19 protein-coding genes and 1 pseudogene are annotated in these 15982 nt (G+C 45.0%); 9 read left to right on the forward strand and 11 right to left on the reverse strand.

What is annotated here, in order from left to right; translation table 11 throughout:
- Nucleotides 1-162 precede the first annotated feature (162 nt).
- Entirely contained in the window at nucleotides 163-2649 is a 2487-nt protein-coding gene (locus JGK20_RS16245; RefSeq protein ID WP_293231377.1) for a sulfotransferase, read from the forward strand.
- 287 nt (nucleotides 2650-2936) lie between these two features.
- Here the strand turns inward: JGK20_RS16245 and JGK20_RS16250 are convergent, their stop codons facing one another.
- The 7 genes from JGK20_RS16250 to JGK20_RS16280 form a co-directional block, all read right to left on the reverse strand.
- A complete protein-coding gene (locus JGK20_RS16250; RefSeq protein ID WP_293231379.1) occupies nucleotides 2937-4157 on the reverse strand; it encodes an NAD(P)/FAD-dependent oxidoreductase in 1221 nt (406 codons plus the stop codon).
- A 7-nt stretch (nucleotides 4158-4164) separates the two neighbouring features.
- Nucleotides 4165-4533 carry an aspartyl protease gene (locus tag JGK20_RS16255; RefSeq protein WP_293191059.1) on the reverse strand — a complete coding sequence of 123 codons (369 nt, stop codon included), beginning with the start codon at nucleotides 4531-4533 and terminating at the stop codon, nucleotides 4165-4167.
- The gene (locus JGK20_RS16260) at nucleotides 4530-4847 is read right to left on the reverse strand and encodes a hypothetical protein (RefSeq protein WP_293191057.1); all 318 of its coding nucleotides are present in this window, start codon (nucleotides 4845-4847) and stop codon (nucleotides 4530-4532) included. The genes JGK20_RS16255 and JGK20_RS16260 overlap by 4 nt, the downstream gene beginning before the upstream one ends.
- Nucleotides 4848-4916: 69 nt before the next feature.
- Nucleotides 4917-6824 carry a 1-deoxy-D-xylulose-5-phosphate synthase gene (dxs, locus tag JGK20_RS16265; RefSeq protein WP_293206449.1) on the reverse strand — a complete coding sequence of 636 codons (1908 nt, stop codon included), beginning with the start codon at nucleotides 6822-6824 and terminating at the stop codon, nucleotides 4917-4919.
- Nucleotides 6825-7063: 239 nt separating this feature from the next.
- Nucleotides 7064-7330, reverse strand: a complete 267-nt coding sequence (locus tag JGK20_RS16270) for a DUF4926 domain-containing protein (protein ID WP_293206447.1) — start codon at nucleotides 7328-7330, stop codon at nucleotides 7064-7066.
- Complete coding sequence (locus JGK20_RS16275; RefSeq protein ID WP_293206445.1) at nucleotides 7327-7743, reverse strand: SET domain-containing protein-lysine N-methyltransferase; 417 nt, start codon at nucleotides 7741-7743, stop codon at nucleotides 7327-7329. Before JGK20_RS16275 ends, JGK20_RS16270 begins: the two co-directional genes overlap by 4 nt.
- A 220-nt stretch (nucleotides 7744-7963) precedes the next feature.
- Complete coding sequence (locus tag JGK20_RS16280) at nucleotides 7964-8272, reverse strand: hypothetical protein (protein ID WP_363319155.1); 309 nt, start codon at nucleotides 8270-8272, stop codon at nucleotides 7964-7966.
- Between the two features lie 41 nt (nucleotides 8273-8313).
- On the opposite strand from JGK20_RS16280, the gene JGK20_RS16285 reads away from it, so the two are divergent.
- From JGK20_RS16285 to JGK20_RS16295, 3 genes are read left to right on the forward strand one after another with little or no spacing between them, the layout of a single operon-like run.
- The gene (locus JGK20_RS16285; protein ID WP_293180977.1) at nucleotides 8314-8523 is read left to right on the forward strand and encodes a helix-turn-helix transcriptional regulator; all 210 of its coding nucleotides are present in this window, start codon (nucleotides 8314-8316) and stop codon (nucleotides 8521-8523) included.
- A 13-nt stretch (nucleotides 8524-8536) separates the two neighbouring features.
- Nucleotides 8537-8749 (forward strand): helix-turn-helix transcriptional regulator, encoded by a 213-nt coding sequence (locus tag JGK20_RS16290; RefSeq protein ID WP_293180980.1) that lies wholly within the window; start codon nucleotides 8537-8539, stop codon nucleotides 8747-8749.
- Between the two features lie 10 nt (nucleotides 8750-8759).
- Nucleotides 8760-8915, forward strand: coding sequence for a hypothetical protein (locus tag JGK20_RS16295; RefSeq protein WP_293180983.1), 156 nt, complete (start codon nucleotides 8760-8762; stop codon nucleotides 8913-8915).
- A 402-nt stretch (nucleotides 8916-9317) separates the two neighbouring features.
- Here the strand turns inward: JGK20_RS16295 and JGK20_RS16300 are convergent, their stop codons facing one another.
- Nucleotides 9318-9467, reverse strand: a complete 150-nt coding sequence (locus JGK20_RS16300) for a hypothetical protein (RefSeq protein WP_293231381.1) — start codon at nucleotides 9465-9467, stop codon at nucleotides 9318-9320.
- 58 nt (nucleotides 9468-9525) lie between these two features.
- Between JGK20_RS16300 and JGK20_RS16305 the strand changes: the two genes are divergently transcribed.
- Nucleotides 9526-11160, forward strand: coding sequence for an MBL fold metallo-hydrolase (locus JGK20_RS16305; RefSeq protein WP_293191049.1), 1635 nt, complete (start codon nucleotides 9526-9528; stop codon nucleotides 11158-11160).
- A complete protein-coding gene (locus JGK20_RS16310; protein WP_293180989.1) occupies nucleotides 11150-11305 on the forward strand; it encodes a hypothetical protein in 156 nt (51 codons plus the stop codon). The genes JGK20_RS16305 and JGK20_RS16310 overlap by 11 nt, the downstream gene beginning before the upstream one ends.
- A gap of 133 nt (nucleotides 11306-11438) precedes the next feature.
- Here the strand turns inward: JGK20_RS16310 and JGK20_RS16315 are convergent, their stop codons facing one another.
- The gene (locus tag JGK20_RS16315) at nucleotides 11439-11750 is read right to left on the reverse strand and encodes a DUF6679 family protein (protein WP_265236321.1); all 312 of its coding nucleotides are present in this window, start codon (nucleotides 11748-11750) and stop codon (nucleotides 11439-11441) included.
- A gap of 242 nt (nucleotides 11751-11992) precedes the next feature.
- On the opposite strand from JGK20_RS16315, the gene JGK20_RS16320 reads away from it, so the two are divergent.
- Nucleotides 11993-12211 (forward strand): hypothetical protein, encoded by a 219-nt coding sequence (locus JGK20_RS16320; protein WP_293212086.1) that lies wholly within the window; start codon nucleotides 11993-11995, stop codon nucleotides 12209-12211.
- Nucleotides 12212-12843: 632 nt separating this feature from the next.
- Here JGK20_RS16320 and tatA read toward each other — a convergent pair.
- Complete coding sequence (gene tatA / locus JGK20_RS16325) at nucleotides 12844-13047, reverse strand: twin-arginine translocase TatA/TatE family subunit (protein WP_293155728.1); 204 nt, start codon at nucleotides 13045-13047, stop codon at nucleotides 12844-12846.
- A 302-nt stretch (nucleotides 13048-13349) separates the two neighbouring features.
- On the opposite strand from tatA, the gene JGK20_RS16330 reads away from it, so the two are divergent.
- Nucleotides 13350-14087 (forward strand): phycocyanobilin:ferredoxin oxidoreductase, encoded by a 738-nt coding sequence (locus JGK20_RS16330; RefSeq protein WP_293155731.1) that lies wholly within the window; start codon nucleotides 13350-13352, stop codon nucleotides 14085-14087.
- A gap of 210 nt (nucleotides 14088-14297) precedes the next feature.
- A pseudogene (locus JGK20_RS16335) lies at nucleotides 14298-14402 on the forward strand (ABC transporter ATP-binding protein); the annotation flags it as partial.
- A 186-nt stretch (nucleotides 14403-14588) separates the two neighbouring features.
- On the opposite strand, the gene JGK20_RS16340 reads toward JGK20_RS16335, so the two are convergent.
- Nucleotides 14589-15500 carry a hypothetical protein gene (locus JGK20_RS16340; RefSeq protein WP_293181003.1) on the reverse strand — a complete coding sequence of 304 codons (912 nt, stop codon included), beginning with the start codon at nucleotides 15498-15500 and terminating at the stop codon, nucleotides 14589-14591.
- Nucleotides 15501-15982 lie beyond the last annotated feature (482 nt).

A 15982-nucleotide genomic window follows, 5' to 3' on the forward strand; every position in this document is an offset into this window, starting at 1 on the left:
AACCGCAGATGAACGCAGATTAACGCGGATTAATACGGTAAAACATAATTCCTGTAGGGGCGGGTTCGCCAACCATATTTAATTTTTACAAACAATCTAGATAAACCCGCCCCCACTCCACGAAAGAAATTAGATCGCCAGTTTATTAATATAAAATCAACAATGCAACGAATATTTTTAGTAGGAGCTCCAAGAAGCGGTACTACAATTCTTCAGAGTTTATTAGCGGCTCATCCTGAAGTTATTTCTTTTCCTGAATCTAAGTTTTTTCACTATTTATTGTACGAGAAGTTTGCGGCAAAGTTGCCAAGCAGGATGGAAGCTTTTTTTAATGATGAGATTAATCGCCCTGAACTTTTGCAAGGTTTTGATGACAGTCAAAGTGTGGAAGCTAAAGTTAGTTGGTTTGTCGGAGTTTTGGATGGTTTGGCTGCGGAACAGAACAAAAGCATTTGGTTGGAAAAAACGCCGGAACACATATATTTTATTGAGGATATAGAGCGCTTTTTGCCGGATTCTAAATTCATACATATTATGCGAAACAGCATGGATTGCATAGCTTCTATGTATGAGGCTACTCGGGATTTTAACGAATTGTGGGGCGGTGGTTGGGATTTAGATCGCTGTATCGAGGGATGGAAATATGCAGTATTAACTAGCCATAACTATCTTGATAAATCTAATCATATCTTGGTTAGATATGAAGATCTTGTAGAAAACAAAAAGTTAGTCCTAGAGGATATTTGTAATTTTATTGGAATTGAGTATGATGCTGGAATGCTGATTAATTATAAGGAAAAAGCAGCTAAGCTGAGTTTGAATTTACCTTGGCATCAAGGAATTGCCAGGGATATTCAAAGCACTAAGGTTCACAAATATCATCGAGTTTTTAAAGATAGTGAAATTAAAAATATTCTAACTCATATCGAGTGGGTAAATTCGAGAATTGCCTACAAGGTTACGGTGGAGGTGAGCGAATTAATTTCGGATATTAAGGTTCCACAAATATTCAATCGCGTTTGCTGTACAATCAAGTTAGCAGGTGTTGAACTCGAAGTTAGGGATTTGGAGCTTAATACTATACCAATCCTTTGGCTGCTCCTTCGACAATACAATAGCATGGCTGGGCTCTTATTTCTACGCAAGTCCCTTATTGAATTGCCAGTCTGTGACGGGATTGTGACGGGTACGGTGTTGGCAGATGCGATCGCAGCCCAGTTTGCTTGGCCAATACTTTCACGCTTCTTTCAAGACAATCCAGAAACTCCCCAACTGGAATGGACGCTATTTTTACAAGAAATCTGGAATCGTCCTAATTGGGTTGAGGCTAATTTTTACAATCCCGAAACCGTCGATGAAGCAGTCACAATCACTCTCGATGGAGACTTGATTGCTGTGGAAGTTAGCGAAGAATTGACTAATATAAAAGTTGAGCTTGCTGAAATTGACGTGCTGGTGACAGTAGGCGGTGTGGCGATCGCTATTGTAACCGTTACCGTGGAAAATAACTTTGTTTCTGCTCAAAAAGTGCGATCGACAATTACTCGAAATATCGGTTTTGAGTTGTGCGTCGCCACCGTGCGAGAAGCTTTGTTGGGAAAACCGTTAGATAATAAGCAATCGTTGCGATCGCGCTTAACCTCTACTGCACAACAAAGGTCGAATCTGCCCGACTGGTTGAATGCAAAGGGTTCTAGGGGCATTTACCCCCAAGATGCGGTGATGTTCGGTAGGCGATGTGGTGCAACAGGAACCAGTATCAGCCGCCGCGCCGCACTCCCAGCCCAGGCGCTGCGGGAATTAACGAAATCAGCAGCAATCGCAGGGGAAGTGATAATCCAAATTCCCAGAGAAAACGAGTTACCAAAGCAAGTATTTTACGCACCAGAAATCATTTGGCAAAAATCGCCTTACCGAGAAGTTTCTCACTCAGTGAAAACTCAAATATTTGACAATGATAGCATTACAGAACAACTCTCGATTCTCGCCTACCGTCGCATTTCTCCCGATGGTTTAAATGCAATTACTCCGCAGGTTTTTGAACAACAGTTGCAGTATCTGAAAGAAAATGGTTATTACAGTGCAACTTGGGAAGATTGGCAAAATGCAAAACTAACTAAAACTCCTTTACCAGGTAAAGCTGTATTAATAACTTTTGACGGTGGCTATCTCGACTTTTTAACCTACGCTTTCCCTTTACTAAAACGCTTTGACTTTACAGCCACTGTTTTTCTAGTAGCCGAGTCAATAGGAAAGACAAATAGTTGGGAAAAAGCCGAATTTGAACAAGTACAGTTAATGGAATGGCCGGAAATTAGACAATTGCGGGATGCAGGGATTGAATTTGGTTCCATGTCTGCCACCTATCAGCCTCTGACTTCATTGTCCCCCACCGAAATTGTGCGCGAAGCGGCGAAATCCCGCGCAACTTTGGAACGGGGATTAGGGAAATCTGTGAGAGTTTTTGCCTATCCCTACGGGAATGTCGATGAAATTGTAGCGCATTTAATCGGAGCAAGTGGGTATAGTTTCGGTGTATCATATAGATGGAGTACGAGCAATTTTCACGATTCTTTAATGTCGCTACCCCGCCTTCAAGTAACAGCAGAAAATTTCTGGGAATTGGTTCGTAGATGTGTATATTTGTAGGGTGCGTCAGCCAGAGATTTTTAAGACAATCAAAAACATTTCAACTGACGCACCCTACAAGTGAAATTGCTGCAACAAGGTGCGTCAGCCAGATATTTTCAACTCAACAAAAATCTTTCAACTGACGTACCCTACAAGTGAAATTGCTGCAACAAGGTGTGTCAGCCAGATATTTTCAACTCAATCAAAAATCTTTCAACTGACGCACCCTACAAGGGAAATTGCTGCAACAAGGTGCGTCAGCCAGATATTTTCAACTCAATCAAAAATCTTTCAACTGACGCACCCTACAAGTGAAATTGCTGCATCAATCCCTGAAATTTACGTCGCAAATAACCGCCAAATCCTCTGGAAATCTTCTCAAACTTATAATCAAATAAAATATCCATCACATCTTTAGTTTTCATGTACTTCAAATAAGAAATCATTTTATCTGTCAATTCATCATTAACATCATCAATATACTTTCTCACCGCCAACCTTTCCGAAATATTCCATTTCCTATCAAACTTGCGATGCATTTGGGTCTCATAATCCGCAAAATCCGAGATTTCCCCCTCCAAATATTGTTCAATGTATTTCCCAGCGATTTCGGCACCATCCATCCCGTGTCTAATCCCTTCGCCTCCCAGAAAATTTACTGTCGAGACAGTATCGCCGATCGCAATTATGTTATCCTTCCAATAAATATCCTGCAAACCGCGACTGTATTTCAGCGTCGAACCGTGTTTGTCAATAATTTTATAACTTTTAGACTTCAGATATTCATCAATCAGCAAATCAATATACTGTTTAATCGGTGACAAATGCTTAACCGTTTTGGCATCTAAAAAAATGCGTCCCGCACCAACTTTCAGTCTATTTTGTTCCATAGGAAATATCCAAGAATAACCCTTCGGCATCCATTTATCACCCAAAAAGAAGATTAAATCATTGGCATATTTATTGTAAACTTCCGGTTCAACTTCAATTAAATATTCGATTCCGGTTCCCGACAAAAAATTAGGCTTATCGTTTTCTTTGTCGTACATAATTGCCCGCGAAAAGCCAGTAGCATCAACCAAGACTTTCGTGCTAACTTTGATAAGTTGCCCGTCAGATAACTGTTTAAATTCTACTGTAGTTTCGCCGTTGGCTTGCGAATGTCCGGTGTAGCGACAACCCAGCCAAACTTCACCGCCAAATCGCTCAACTTCGTCGGCTAAAAATGCTCTAAATTTTGCAAAGTTGAGTACAACTCCCAAACTTTCGGGAGATTCCCAAGTTTGACTAACTTTGCTAGTTTCAATAGTCAGTTTGTGCCAAAAACTGCCGATAACTGATTCGGGTAAATCGAATTGAGAGAGGGTTTCTAAAGGTGTGGCGGCGCTGGAAAAGTCATTTTTATTAAAATTGTCGTTTTGTTCTGCAAGCAAGACATTGCGGCCGGATTTGGCTAGAATTCTTGCACAGTGGCCTCCTGCTGGGCCGGCTCCTACTATTACTATATCAAAATTTTTTAAAGTCATCTTGCTATTAATTCGCTTCTAATGTCAAAACACCCGCCGAAATATCAACTACCAAGCGCCGATTTTTCAGCCATTGCCGGCCGATTAAAATTTCCGGTACTCCGTCACCTACGTGAACAGGAATATCGAATTCTTGATTGTCAATTCTGATTTTTCCTGCATAAAGGTCGAAATTAAATTCTCCCTTAGCTGTTCGCATTTTTTGTCGTCTAATATAAATCCAATCAAGTCCCTCTAAATCCTGAATATCCATTGCTAGCCAGCCCGAGAAACCTGTATCTAGCAGAGCATCAACAGGTAATTCTAAGCCGTTATCAGCAATCAATTCAATTTCAAAAAATAGCTCATCCTCATTACCAAATGTGCCTTGAATCATATCGTGCCACAAACCCCTGTAGGGTTGATGCGGAACATGAACGGGATAGCATTTGGGTGTTTCTGGCGGCACATTTTGGTGGCCACCATATCATCCTTGTCGATAAAATAGTCCCCGCTGTCGGGTTCAACTGCCATATACCAGTTGTAGTGGGTTTTAATCAATTCTGGTTTTAGGCGATCGAATGTTGGTTTGCAGCGCTGATAAAATGCTTCTCTTTCAGCGCGCCACTGCGCTTTCTTTTCTTCTGACCACTGAATTTCGGGGAATAACCTTCCGCGCCGTACTGTACGATTAGGCTTCACGTTAGTCATTGTTGATTCTCCTTTTGTGCAGTAAAGCTGAAGTAAGGTGGGCAGTGCCCACCCTACAATTCTAGCTAATTAGACGCTAACTGGTGACTTTTGGCGGCTAAATGTTGCTAAAATGCGATCGCACATTTGCGACGGATTCAATCCCAAAGTTGCAAAGGATTGCTCAGGCGTAGCATGATCCACCAATGTATCAGGTACACCCAAGCGCATTAATGGAACCAGGATATTGTTATCCATCAAAGCTTCGGCTACTGCTGAACCAAAGCCACCCATTAAACAGCCTTCTTCCATCGTGACAACTTTGCCGATTCGCTGTGCCAAAGGTAAGATTAATTCGGTGTCTAAAGGCTTGACAAAACGCGCATTAATCACAGTTGCTTCAATGCCATGTTCGCTCAACATCTCGGCGGTTTGCATTGCCGGATACACCATTGAACCGTAACCTAAGATTAGCACGTCATCGCCGTTGCGAAGGATTTCCGCTTTGCCGATCGGCAATTCTTCCCAACCTTCTTCCATCAGAGGCACGCCGTAACCGTTACCACGCGGGTAACGCATCGCGATCGGGCCTGTCGTGTGGTTGATGCCAGTGACTACCATCCGCTGCAATTCTGCCTCGTCTTTTGGCGCCATAATTGTCATATTTGGCAGACAGCGCAAGAAGGAAATATCGTACATTCCCTGGTGCGTGGGGCCGTCGGCGCCGACAATCCCAGCGCGATCCAAACAGAAGAACACTGGCAAGTTTTGGATGCAGACATCGTGAACTATTTGGTCATATCCCCGCTGCAAAAAGGTCGAGTAAATTACTACAACCGGGCGCATTCCTTCGCAGGCTAAACCAGCCGACAATGTGACAGCGTGCTGTTCGGCAATACCGACATCAATGTACTGTTTCGGGAGTTTTTCCTGAAGTTTGTCTAGACAAGTTCCCGTTGCCATTGCCGCAGTAATCCCAACAATTTTTGGATTATTTTCTGCTAGCTTAACCAGGGCGTGAGCAAAGACTTTCGAGTAAGCTGGAGGCTTGGGCTTAGTCGAAGGAATGCCCTTGCCAGTCGCTAAATTAAATGGGTTTTGGGCGTGATATCCTACTTGGTCTTTTTCGGCGATCGCATATCCTTTGCCCTTCACCGTCACAACGTGAACTAACACCGGCCCTTGGATGGTATGACCTTGTTTGAAAGTAGCAATTAACTCTTCCAAATTGTGTCCATCTACCGGGCCCATGTAGGTAAAGCCTAATTCTTCAATTACGGCTCCAACTTTGGACACGGCTAACCGTTTCATGCCTTCTTTAAGGCGTTCCATTTCTGGTGTAAATGTTTCGCCAACAAACGGAATTTGCTTGAATTGTTCCTCTAAGTTATCTTTGAGAAATTGCACCGGCTGCGAGAGTCGCATTTTGTTCAAATAGCGGGTAATTGCGCCGACATTGGGCGAGATTGACATCTCGTTGTCGTTGAGCACTACCATCACATTAGTTTTCGGCATATGGCCTGCGTGGTTGATCGCTTCGAGTGCCATACCCCCTGTCAGCGCACCGTCGCCAATGACTGCTACAGTTTTAAAGTTTTCGCCCTTGAGGTCGCGCGCCATCGCCATCCCTAAGGCTGCGGAGATGCTCGTGGAAGCGTGACCGGCGCCGAAGTGGTCAAATTTGCTCTCGCAGCGCTTGAGATAGCCTGCAACGCCGTCTTTTTGGCGCAGGGTGTGAAAATTGTTGTAGCGACCGGTGATCAACTTGTGTGGATAAGCTTGGTGGCCGACATCCCAGGTAACTTTGTCGCGATCGAGGTCGAGTGTTTGGTAGAGTGCTAAGGTGAGTTCCACTACACCCAATCCTGGGCCAAGGTGTCCGCCGCTAGCGGCTACTGTTTCTAAATGCTTTTCTCGAATTTGTCGGGCAATTTGTTCGAGTTGATGAATCGACAGGCCGTGTAATTGGTTTGGATGAGTCAGTTCGCTGAGATGCATATTTTAAAATCCCGCTCCTAAGAATTAGGACGAATCCTTAACAGATAATAGTTTGAGCCTGCGGCGTTCGGTACGCGCAAACTTAGAATATTTTACCTGTTATTTGAGAAAAACTGTTAGGCGTAAGATTTTTATTATTTTTGACCTGGTAATTATAATAAGTAAGTCGCAAACAGTCAATATAAAAAATCCTTATCTTGTTAGTTGGTAACGGCTAATTATTAGCTGCACGGGGATTATTAGCAATTTAAAACTTGTTTTTGTAATGATGGCTGACTTTTTAACCATTGGGTTTCTGCAAGCGGACTGTGATGCAAAATCATTAACTGCGATTTTTTAAGGGATTCTAGGGCGTAGGTACAATCTTGCAAATCGCTAAACTCAACTTCAACAATTTCTGCATCGCATTCATCAACTACTGTTCCCACTTGACCGCGATATAAGCCCTGTTGTGGCAAGTCTTCTAGTAATGCCACGATCGCAAGCAATTCGATCATAAAATTCATTCTATTAATTTACTACTGGTCACAGTGATTGGCTGAAAGCCCATACGTATAAAATAAGTATCATCATATATACATTTATAGTCGCAAACAAGTTCTTCTCCCTCGTAGATGTCACGTGCTGCAACGTCTCGTCGCAAGCTCGAAAGAATATTAGGAGACTCTGAAAAATGATTGATGAAACGTTGATCGTCAAAGCAAAGAACGTATCTACAGAGGAGTTTGTCAAAATAGGCATATTTTAAAAATTGCTCTTTCGCTGAAGGAGACATCCGCTCAATATCCGCCTCTTCATAAGACGTATCGAAGTATGGAGAGTATTCCCAGGTAACGGTACCTTTTGGAATAAACTGCGCTGCGAAAAGACCAATACCGTGAATAGAACTGATGCCAAGTTTTGTTTGAACCAGTAGCATAACTACGCACTTAATTGAGTATTCATAGGAATCGAATATCTCAGATCCTCTTGAAATATTGTAGCCTATCGGTTGCTAAGTAAATTTGATTGAGGAGCCATCTGATCTCTTACACCATTCTTAATTACTTGTTTAGAAACAGGCAAGATGCCTGTTCCACAAGAAAATTTATCTTTTGTGGAACGGGCATCTTGCCCGTTCTTCACAATGGTGCAACATCTCAGATCGATCGCACTTCCGGCAATTTCTCAGCCCCAGTCGTATCAAAGACGATCGCGTGTTTAGTCGCAGGTAACAACCGCCGTAATATCTGAATATAGCCGTCAGCATCGCCGCGGCGGTGGAAGCGCGCCACAACCAATCGCTGCATATTTGGCAATTGCCGCACAATACAGCAGGGATGAGAGTTTAATTTGGGCTTTGATGTTGGTATCATAGGAAAATCGTGCCCCGCGTTTGCGGGGTTGGGTAGAAAAGCGATCGCCCTCAAGTTTTCGACGCTAGGTGGGCGATCGTTTTCAGTGTACATAGATATTATCCGGTATATATGCACCGAAATCAAGCAAAAAAATGGGCTACGTGAGACTGCGGATTCGAGAACTAGCTGAGCAAAGAGGTTGGACGTTCAAAGAAGTTGCCGATCGATCCGGAGTCAATTACAACACGGTAAAAAGCTACGGGAGGCGCGATGCTTTGAACACAGTCGATTTGTCTGCTGTCTACAAAATTGCTCGCGCCTTAGACGTGACGATGGAAGATTTAGTCGAGATTTTGGAATAGTAAGGGCGCGCTAATGGGATACGTGAGGCTGCGGATTCGAGAACTAGCTGAGCAAAAGGGTTGGACGCTAAAGCAAGTTGCCGATCGATCGGGAGTGAATTACAACACTGTTAGAAGCTACGTTCAGCGCGATGCTTTGAACACGGCCGATATTTCTGCTGTCTACAAAATCGCCCGCGCTTTCGACGTGACAATGGAAGATTTAGTTGAGATTTTGGAAGATTGAGGGCTCAGAAATGGGGCGAGTCAGGCTGAAGATTCAAAAGTTGGCTCAAGAAAAGCGCCCGACACTGCAAGATGTGTCTCCTCGATCGGCACAAGGTTTGCTTAGAAAAATGTATCAAACTTTTACAAATAAACCGATCGCACTCATAAAGCCGCTATCTTCGTGACAAAAGCACTTCCTCAGCATGAGTCCGGTTCTCTAACTTTGGATTATTCGACTCTACACCGCCCCCAACACCCGAAAGATGAAGATTTGTAATGTTTTGTCAACATCTTAGGGTTGCTGAATTAAAATCTTCTCATAAAAAAGACGAGCTTCTAGCAGGCAAAATTATGAAAAAAAATTTAAAACTCAGCTTATGAGATGGAATTCGCTGCTCTGACAAGGTGCAATAACAATGTAACTAATGTAACTTTTGATGCAAGAACCACTAGCATTAACCTTGTTGAAGGTCACAGGCCAATTTCTGGCCGTGCCTTCTGAAAATCGCTTTCCTCGTCGATCGCATCAAATTTCAAGTGCAATTACTTTGTTTGCACGACGGGAACCGCAGGTATAGAGGAAAAATTTAAGTCCAAAGCTGACGCACCAGAACTTTGAGCGACGGTTTTTTGACCGGCAACGAGGACAGAAACACAGTCTTTTCCTCCATCAAACCTGGTTTTTGCGTCCAAGACTCAACTCGATTCGATCGAATGAATGCAGTCGCAGCCAACATTTAGTTAGATGTTGCGATACAGCAAGTTGCGCGCTTGTACAGGGAGCTAACGGCAGTGATGGATCTCGATTGTTTACCTTACGGCGCAGGCCACGCCCAGGAAGGGGTCTGTCTGCTAGTGCGAATGGGGCCGTACCGCATTTTACTCGACTGCGGTATAGAGGATGTCGCACCCCTGTCAGCGACACTAGATCGATCGCCCCCAGTCGATTTCGTAGTGTGCACCCACGCCCACTCCGATCATGCCAGAGGTTTGCTCGCACTCCACCAGGCTTTCCCCCTGTTGCCAATTTACGCCAGCGAAGTCACAGCGCGACTGCTACCGCTTAACTGGCCGGCCCAGTCTCAGCAGCCAGAGTCGCATTTCTGTGAGGCTCTACCCTGGCAGTCGCCGATCGAACTGCGCCGAGGACTGAGCGTGCAGTTGTTCCCGTCGGGCCATTTGCCCGGAGCGGCGACTGTACTCTTGACCTATGAAGCCCCCCACCGCACCTACACCCTGGTTTACACCGGCGACTTTTTTCTATCGAATTGTCGTTTGGTGGAAGGTTTGCCGCTGGGACAACTCCGGGGCATGAAGCCCGACGTGTTAATTTTGGAAGGTAGTTACGGCACAGCGCGCCACCCTCACCGCCGACAACTGGAAAATCAGTTAGCCGATCGCATCCACCGCGCGATCGCCGACGGATGCTCGGTACTGCTACCCGCACCCGCCCTCGGTTTGGGTCAAGAACTGCTGATGCTGCTCCGCAGCCACCACTACTTCACCGGGCGCGACTTGGATATTTGGGTAGACGGCACTGTCGCCGACGGGTGCGACGCTTATCTGGAACTGCTGCCCCATTTTCCCACCGCCGTTCAAAACTTTGCTCTCCACCAACCTTTGTTTTGGGACGAAAGGGTGAAACCTCGCGTGCGCCGGTTGTCTGCCGAACAGCGCTCCGAATTGGGGAAAACCCCGTGTATTGTAATTACTGACCAAATTTCCGATTTGGGTTTGTACGTTGCCGATCGCACAAATCCTTGGATTTTACTCGCACCTCAAAAACCCGGATATCCCGTCAGGGAATGGTTTGCCAACTGGCAGGAATCAGGAGTTCGGCTCATTGAAACTTATCTGCTAGCCGAACACTGCGACGGGCCGGGAACTACCCAGCTCATCCACAATTTGCGTCCGCAGCACGTAATTTTAGTGCACGGTTCCCCTGCATATTTGGCTGACTTGGCTAACTTGGACGAGCTGCGAAACCGCTACCAGTTGCACACTCCGGCGGTAGGGACTGTTGTCGAATTGCCGATCGGGGAAATGTTTTTGCAGCCCGCTATCCCCGAAACTAACTATGAGGGAGAACTCAGCGAATTGGGGACAGAGGTAGCAATTAGCTTGCCGAGTCCGATTACAGCCGATCCTCGGTGGGCAAATTTTGCCGATACAGGTTTAGTAGAAGCGCGCTGGCAAGGCGAAGAACTGGTACTGCGCGGCATCTCCCAGCGGGAACTGCTATTTCAAGGCAACGCCGTTCAGGCAAACCTCGAATGCTGTGGCAATTGCCAGCACTACCGCGGCCAGCGCTGTTGGAACCAGTCCAGTGCTTTGTTTGGCTTTAAAGTCACTCCCGACGGTTTCTGTCCGGTGTTTGAAGCGATACCGGAGTCTGAATTTTTCATAGATGAGGAATTAGATGCGGAATAAACCTATTGTTGTCATTGCGATCGACAGCTTAGCGCGCTTTCTGATGAGGCGATCGCAGTATTTGTTGTTCGTCGGTTCTGCGTCTGTGACTGCTCTGGTGGCTCAGAGGCGAAAACTGGCGATCGAACTCAAATTTCCATCCTAAATAGCTTATTTGGTGACAATCCAGCAGATTTTTCGGCAAAACCCGAGTTTTGCCCCATTCCTCGACAAAAAAGGGAGAAAAGTCGTTTTCTTTTCCCCCAACTATTTTTTGTGACTCAAGCTAAGGATCAAAACTATTCTAAATTCGAGTCCGGGTAGTGATTGCGAATTTGCTCGGCTTCGGGACAATCGTCAGTAACTAGGGGTTCGCAGTTAGTTCTCGACACCGAAGCCAACTTCTGGGACACAGCTCCAATACTTTCTAGACGCACCATTTCTTCCCAGGAGCTAATTTCGTCTTCTTCGTCGGTTTCGTAGCGCAGCGTGACTAGATCCCCTTCAATATCTAGGATACGAGCGCGCTCTATCCAACGTTGCTGATCTCGAAGAAAAATAGAAACCTCACGACCATCACAACAGAGTTGATAGATTTTGCGCTGTAGCATTTGTCAGTTCTCCTGCGCAGTGTAACTTGCTTAAAATATGGCCTGTTTACAGTAACGTACTTTGAGTTTTACATCGGAAGGCACAGCCCTATGGACTGGCCAGTTTGACGTTTTCCGAAACTTTGGCACCTATGGGGGTTACCATATTTCATTTTACCACTAAATCTATCTTGTACGCTATTTATCTAAGTGCAGATTTTCGGGCCGGCGGCATCCCTCGCAAGAGGCATTTACCAGAATAGATGCCAGAATCAGGACTTGATTCGGGCCAGCCACCCTCCAAGCGGACTGTGCTGCGAGTCGCTCTCAATTGCTCCTTATGTTTCCCAGAGACATTACTAGATAGCGGTTTAATTCACATTTGGCGATCGCACGGACATTGCGGAGGCTCTCATCGGGGACGATCGCTAAGGGCGATCACCACCATTCCTGTGCTAACAACGGTAAAATCTCAAATGTAATCATACCTTGACATCGAACCGACGCACTCGTATACGCCATCAGACTAGAAGTCAAACTCCCTCCCTTGTACCGTGGCGTTAGAAAACCTACAGGTATAGACTTAGGAATGAGAATTAAATAACTTACATTTTTTATTGTTCTTGTGGGATGGGCGTCCCGCCCGTCCAGAAAAGACGGGTTCTTCTGGCCCATCCCACTTTCAAGAGTGTAAATTATTTAATTCGCGATCCTTAGGAATATCGACGTTTCCCAGCTTTAATAACGGTAAAAAATACAACTGCCAGTTTCCCTAAAAAAGTCTAAAGTCAAGCTGGAGAAATTGCAGTATATCCCTCGCAACAAACAGTTAGGCAACCGACTATCAGGAATACAAGCCTCAAAAAATACCCCCAAATATTATCGAAGACTCGCCCAAAAACAAGAGAAAGTTGCTCAAAACTGACGAACTATAGGCAAAAAACTACAACAAAAATTAGCTTATAAATACAGTCCAAATCTGGGTATTTTTGAAGGCTATCGAGCTCATTGCCAGCGCCTTATTATTGGGAAATATGGACACTGCCCAATGAAACATTCTCTACATATACGATGACAGAGCGTTGCTAATTCTATTTGCAGGAAGTTCAGCAAATTACTTTCCTAGCGTTTGCTCTTCCTCCTTGTCCTTATCCTTGTCCTTCTGGGTAGATTCATCATCAGCTTGACCGACCCCTTCCTTAAAACTCCGCAGCGTTTTCCCCAAAGCATTTCCCAACTCAGGAATTTTCTTGGGGCCAAAAATTAGAATAGCGACTACCGCAACAATGCCCAATTCGGGCAATCCCAGACCAAACATACAAAATCTCCGCGCTTACCTACTTTGCTTTTTCCCTGCGAATTACCGCTAGTGCATTTATTTTAGCGGAGAGTTTCCGGAAATCTTACTCATTACTCGGGTTTTTATGGCAATTTATTGCCCTGTGCCACTGCGAATACCTAGACTAATGTCACAGGGCTTGCTATAAGAGGGCAGATTTTTTTGTAAAACTTACTCGATCGCACGTCGAACTGCTGATATCCTTAAAAGTATCTACCTTGTTTACTGCATCCTGCAACCGTAGAATGAAGTTTTATTAAGCGATCGCCCGATAAATAAGAATGTTAGAAACATCCAAGCCTTCCCTGCGCGACCAACAGCACTACCTTATCCGCGAATTAGCCGATCGGATAGAATCAGTATGGCGTCGGTACCTCGACCTCGAACCCTACCACCTCCCCGCTGAGTTGGGATACGTGGAAGGGCGGCTGGAAGGAGAAAAACTGATCATAGAAAATCGCTGCTATCAAACTCCCCAATTCCGCAAAATACACTTGGAACTGGCTAAAGTCGGGCCGCTGCTGGATATCCTCCACTGCGTGATGTTTCCCAGACCGAATTATGCTTTGCCGATGTTCGGCACAGACATCGTAGCAGGCAAAGGTCAAATTAGCGCCGCGATCGCAGACCTTTCTCCCCTCAATCCCGATCGAACTTTGTCGGAAACCTACCGCACTCGACTGCAAACTTTGCCCGTCAACCAGTTTTCTTGTCCCCGCCAAATTCCCGAATGGGGCGATATTTTCTCAGAGTTTTGCCTGTTTGTGCGCCCCGATTCACAGGAAGAAGAAAGCCGATTTCTAGACATAGTTGAATCCTACGTCGAAATTCACTGCAAACTCGCAGTCGCTTCGGAACCAGTTTCTGTAGCCGAAGAAGCAAAAATTCTCGACGCTCAAATTTACTACTGCACCCAGCAGCAGCAAAACGACAAAACCAGGCGCGTACTCGAAAAAGCTTTCGGTCAAGATTGGGCAGAACATTACATGACCGAGGTGCTGTTTGATTACCCTAAATAGCTAAAATCTGTTTACAATTGTTCCTACCTGGTTGGCAACTCCCCGCTCTCTCAAAGACGGAGATGCTCTAAAATTTCAGGATGTTCCGCTTCCTCACTCAGTCATTCATTAATTCAGCAACGCCGCAATTTATTACGGCGAAGTTGTGTTGATGAATTAGCATTCTGCGTCTGGTAAAACAACTTTGTTAACCTTAATTCGAGTTTGGCGATCGATATTTAGGGAGGTTTGGCAAAAGAACAGCCCTGCACTATTTTACTCGTCACCCACGACAACCGTATTTTAGACATAGCCGATCGCATTATTCCAATATAGCGCGAAAGATTGTAAGTGAGATATTCAACAATTCATTAACAATCCCCTCAATCGCCCAATCTAAAATCTCAAGCTATACCTCATGTACCTGAGAAATGCTATAGAAGACGGTCACCTCGCACAAGACACACAAACACCCGCTGCAACTGACCTTCTTTCAGCACAATTATTGTGATTTTGCTCAACTTATTTCCGAGATCCGGGACGTTTTGCTCCTACCTTCGCAGGGCTTTTTGTTCCACCTTTAGCTGCACTTTTAGAACTACTTTTAGCATTTTTTTGACCCTTGGCTCCTGCCAACTGGCTCTCATTTTCATTAGCCGGTCTGCCGGCAGGCGTTCTCGTAGTCCTAAAGGTAACATTCACCCCTTCATTCGACTGTTCCAACACCAACATCGGCGTCGGCTTCGCTTTTTGATCCCATTCAATGTGAACGATGCGACCTTGAATAGTCGGCTGCCAACTATCATGGTCATCTGAAGGACTCAGATAAGTTTCCAAACAATCAATAATTTGATTAATTGTCGCCGATGTTGCCTGAGTCGGCAGTTTCATCAGCTTAATTTGAATCCGAAACAGCACTCGCCTTTCTATTTTTACGGCTGGATCGCCAGTTTCGTATTCGATATCAAACATCGAATCTACTTGCCTGCCGCTGCCAGCAGTCCCGTTTTTATCTCCTACTGCACTCTGAGTCGGGCGCAGGGCAATACTAATTTTGTCTTTGACTTTTACTTTAATCTGGTTGACAATGGCAAAGTGAAAGACTTCTTCCGCCATCCGCATTCTCAGGTAGTCTAAATTAAAGTCTCGCGAGTGAATGAGGTCGGGGTTTTTTTCCATCTTTGATATGGTTTCCAGAGCCATTTTGTATTTTTTCTGGAGTTCTCTATTTCTAAACTCTTCAAATTTGAGCTTCTTACTCAAATCATCTAGTCTTAGCTTGGTAAATACCGCTAAACCGAGCAGCAATAATAACAGTAATCCCGACGCTCCCATCAAGATTTGGTCGGGGGACGGAGATCCGGGTTTAGCCTGTTTAGGTTTGGGAGAGGCTACTGCCAACCTTGGTTCTACAAGGATGATTTGGGTTGACATGGGCTTTTAAAGGGTAAATTTTGACGCTATATTTATACAGGATTCCAGAGTAGAGCTGGCAGTGTAACTCGATCGACCAACATTGACATCATTCCACCACCATCTTGCTATAACTGGATTTCTACAACTCGAACAGGCACCCTCTAATTAATACTTTATCTTTAACTGCAAGCAGGTTTCCGAAATATCGGAAAATCCCGCGCTGGCACCGGCAAAAAGAAATGGTGAATTGTCTGTGATAGATTATACCAATATAGGTCAAAAAAAAAATTGTTCCGCAGCCTCCGTTTCTAGAAAAAGAAAAATAAGTACACATAAATCAATACTAACTCTCTCCAGCGATCGCCAAAAACACTTCTGGAGAACAACCGATCGAGAAGCGGACTCTCCTATCGGGTGCTAATTACTACTGTTCGATCGCTCCCGCCCTGCTAGCCCACCGGGAGGCTGGCTGTGAGAATAGAGCTATCGCGCGATCGAAC

The sequence above is a fragment of the Microcoleus sp. PH2017_05_CCC_O_A genome (assembly GCF_020738785.1).
In the GTDB taxonomy this organism is placed as follows: domain Bacteria; phylum Cyanobacteriota; class Cyanobacteriia; order Cyanobacteriales; family Microcoleaceae; genus Microcoleus.

What these genes read in the sequence shown, in the direction of transcription:
- JGK20_RS16290 (WP_293180980.1), top strand. Translation starts at nt 8,537, where the DNA reads ATGGGATACGTGAGGCTGCGGATTCGAGAACTAGCTGAGCAAAAGGGT.
- JGK20_RS16270 (WP_293206447.1), bottom strand. Translation starts at nt 7,330, where the DNA reads ATGAATTTTATGATCGAATTGCTTGCGATCGTGGCATTACTAGAAGAC.
- JGK20_RS16260 (WP_293191057.1), bottom strand. Translation starts at nt 4,847, where the DNA reads ATGACTAACGTGAAGCCTAATCGTACAGTACGGCGCGGAAGGTTATTC.
- JGK20_RS16305 (WP_293191049.1), top strand. Translation starts at nt 9,526, where the DNA reads ATGGATCTCGATTGTTTACCTTACGGCGCAGGCCACGCCCAGGAAGGG.
- JGK20_RS16330 (WP_293155731.1), top strand. Translation starts at nt 13,350, where the DNA reads ATGTTAGAAACATCCAAGCCTTCCCTGCGCGACCAACAGCACTACCTT.
- JGK20_RS16310 (WP_293180989.1), top strand. Translation starts at nt 11,150, where the DNA reads ATGCGGAATAAACCTATTGTTGTCATTGCGATCGACAGCTTAGCGCGC.
- JGK20_RS16320 (WP_293212086.1), top strand. Translation starts at nt 11,993, where the DNA reads ATGCCAGAATCAGGACTTGATTCGGGCCAGCCACCCTCCAAGCGGACT.
- JGK20_RS16280 (WP_363319155.1), bottom strand. Translation starts at nt 8,272, where the DNA reads ATGTACACTGAAAACGATCGCCCACCTAGCGTCGAAAACTTGAGGGCG.
- JGK20_RS16340 (WP_293181003.1), bottom strand. Translation starts at nt 15,500, where the DNA reads ATGTCAACCCAAATCATCCTTGTAGAACCAAGGTTGGCAGTAGCCTCT.
- JGK20_RS16285 (WP_293180977.1), top strand. Translation starts at nt 8,314, where the DNA reads ATGGGCTACGTGAGACTGCGGATTCGAGAACTAGCTGAGCAAAGAGGT.
- dxs (WP_293206449.1), bottom strand. Translation starts at nt 6,824, where the DNA reads ATGCATCTCAGCGAACTGACTCATCCAAACCAATTACACGGCCTGTCG.
- JGK20_RS16300 (WP_293231381.1), bottom strand. Translation starts at nt 9,467, where the DNA reads ATGTTGGCTGCGACTGCATTCATTCGATCGAATCGAGTTGAGTCTTGG.
- JGK20_RS16255 (WP_293191059.1), bottom strand. Translation starts at nt 4,533, where the DNA reads ATGATTCAAGGCACATTTGGTAATGAGGATGAGCTATTTTTTGAAATT.
- JGK20_RS16245 (WP_293231377.1), top strand. Translation starts at nt 163, where the DNA reads ATGCAACGAATATTTTTAGTAGGAGCTCCAAGAAGCGGTACTACAATT.
- JGK20_RS16250 (WP_293231379.1), bottom strand. Translation starts at nt 4,157, where the DNA reads ATGACTTTAAAAAATTTTGATATAGTAATAGTAGGAGCCGGCCCAGCA.
- tatA (WP_293155728.1), bottom strand. Translation starts at nt 13,047, where the DNA reads ATGTTTGGTCTGGGATTGCCCGAATTGGGCATTGTTGCGGTAGTCGCT.
- JGK20_RS16295 (WP_293180983.1), top strand. Translation starts at nt 8,760, where the DNA reads ATGGGGCGAGTCAGGCTGAAGATTCAAAAGTTGGCTCAAGAAAAGCGC.
- JGK20_RS16315 (WP_265236321.1), bottom strand. Translation starts at nt 11,750, where the DNA reads ATGCTACAGCGCAAAATCTATCAACTCTGTTGTGATGGTCGTGAGGTT.
- JGK20_RS16275 (WP_293206445.1), bottom strand. Translation starts at nt 7,743, where the DNA reads ATGCTACTGGTTCAAACAAAACTTGGCATCAGTTCTATTCACGGTATT.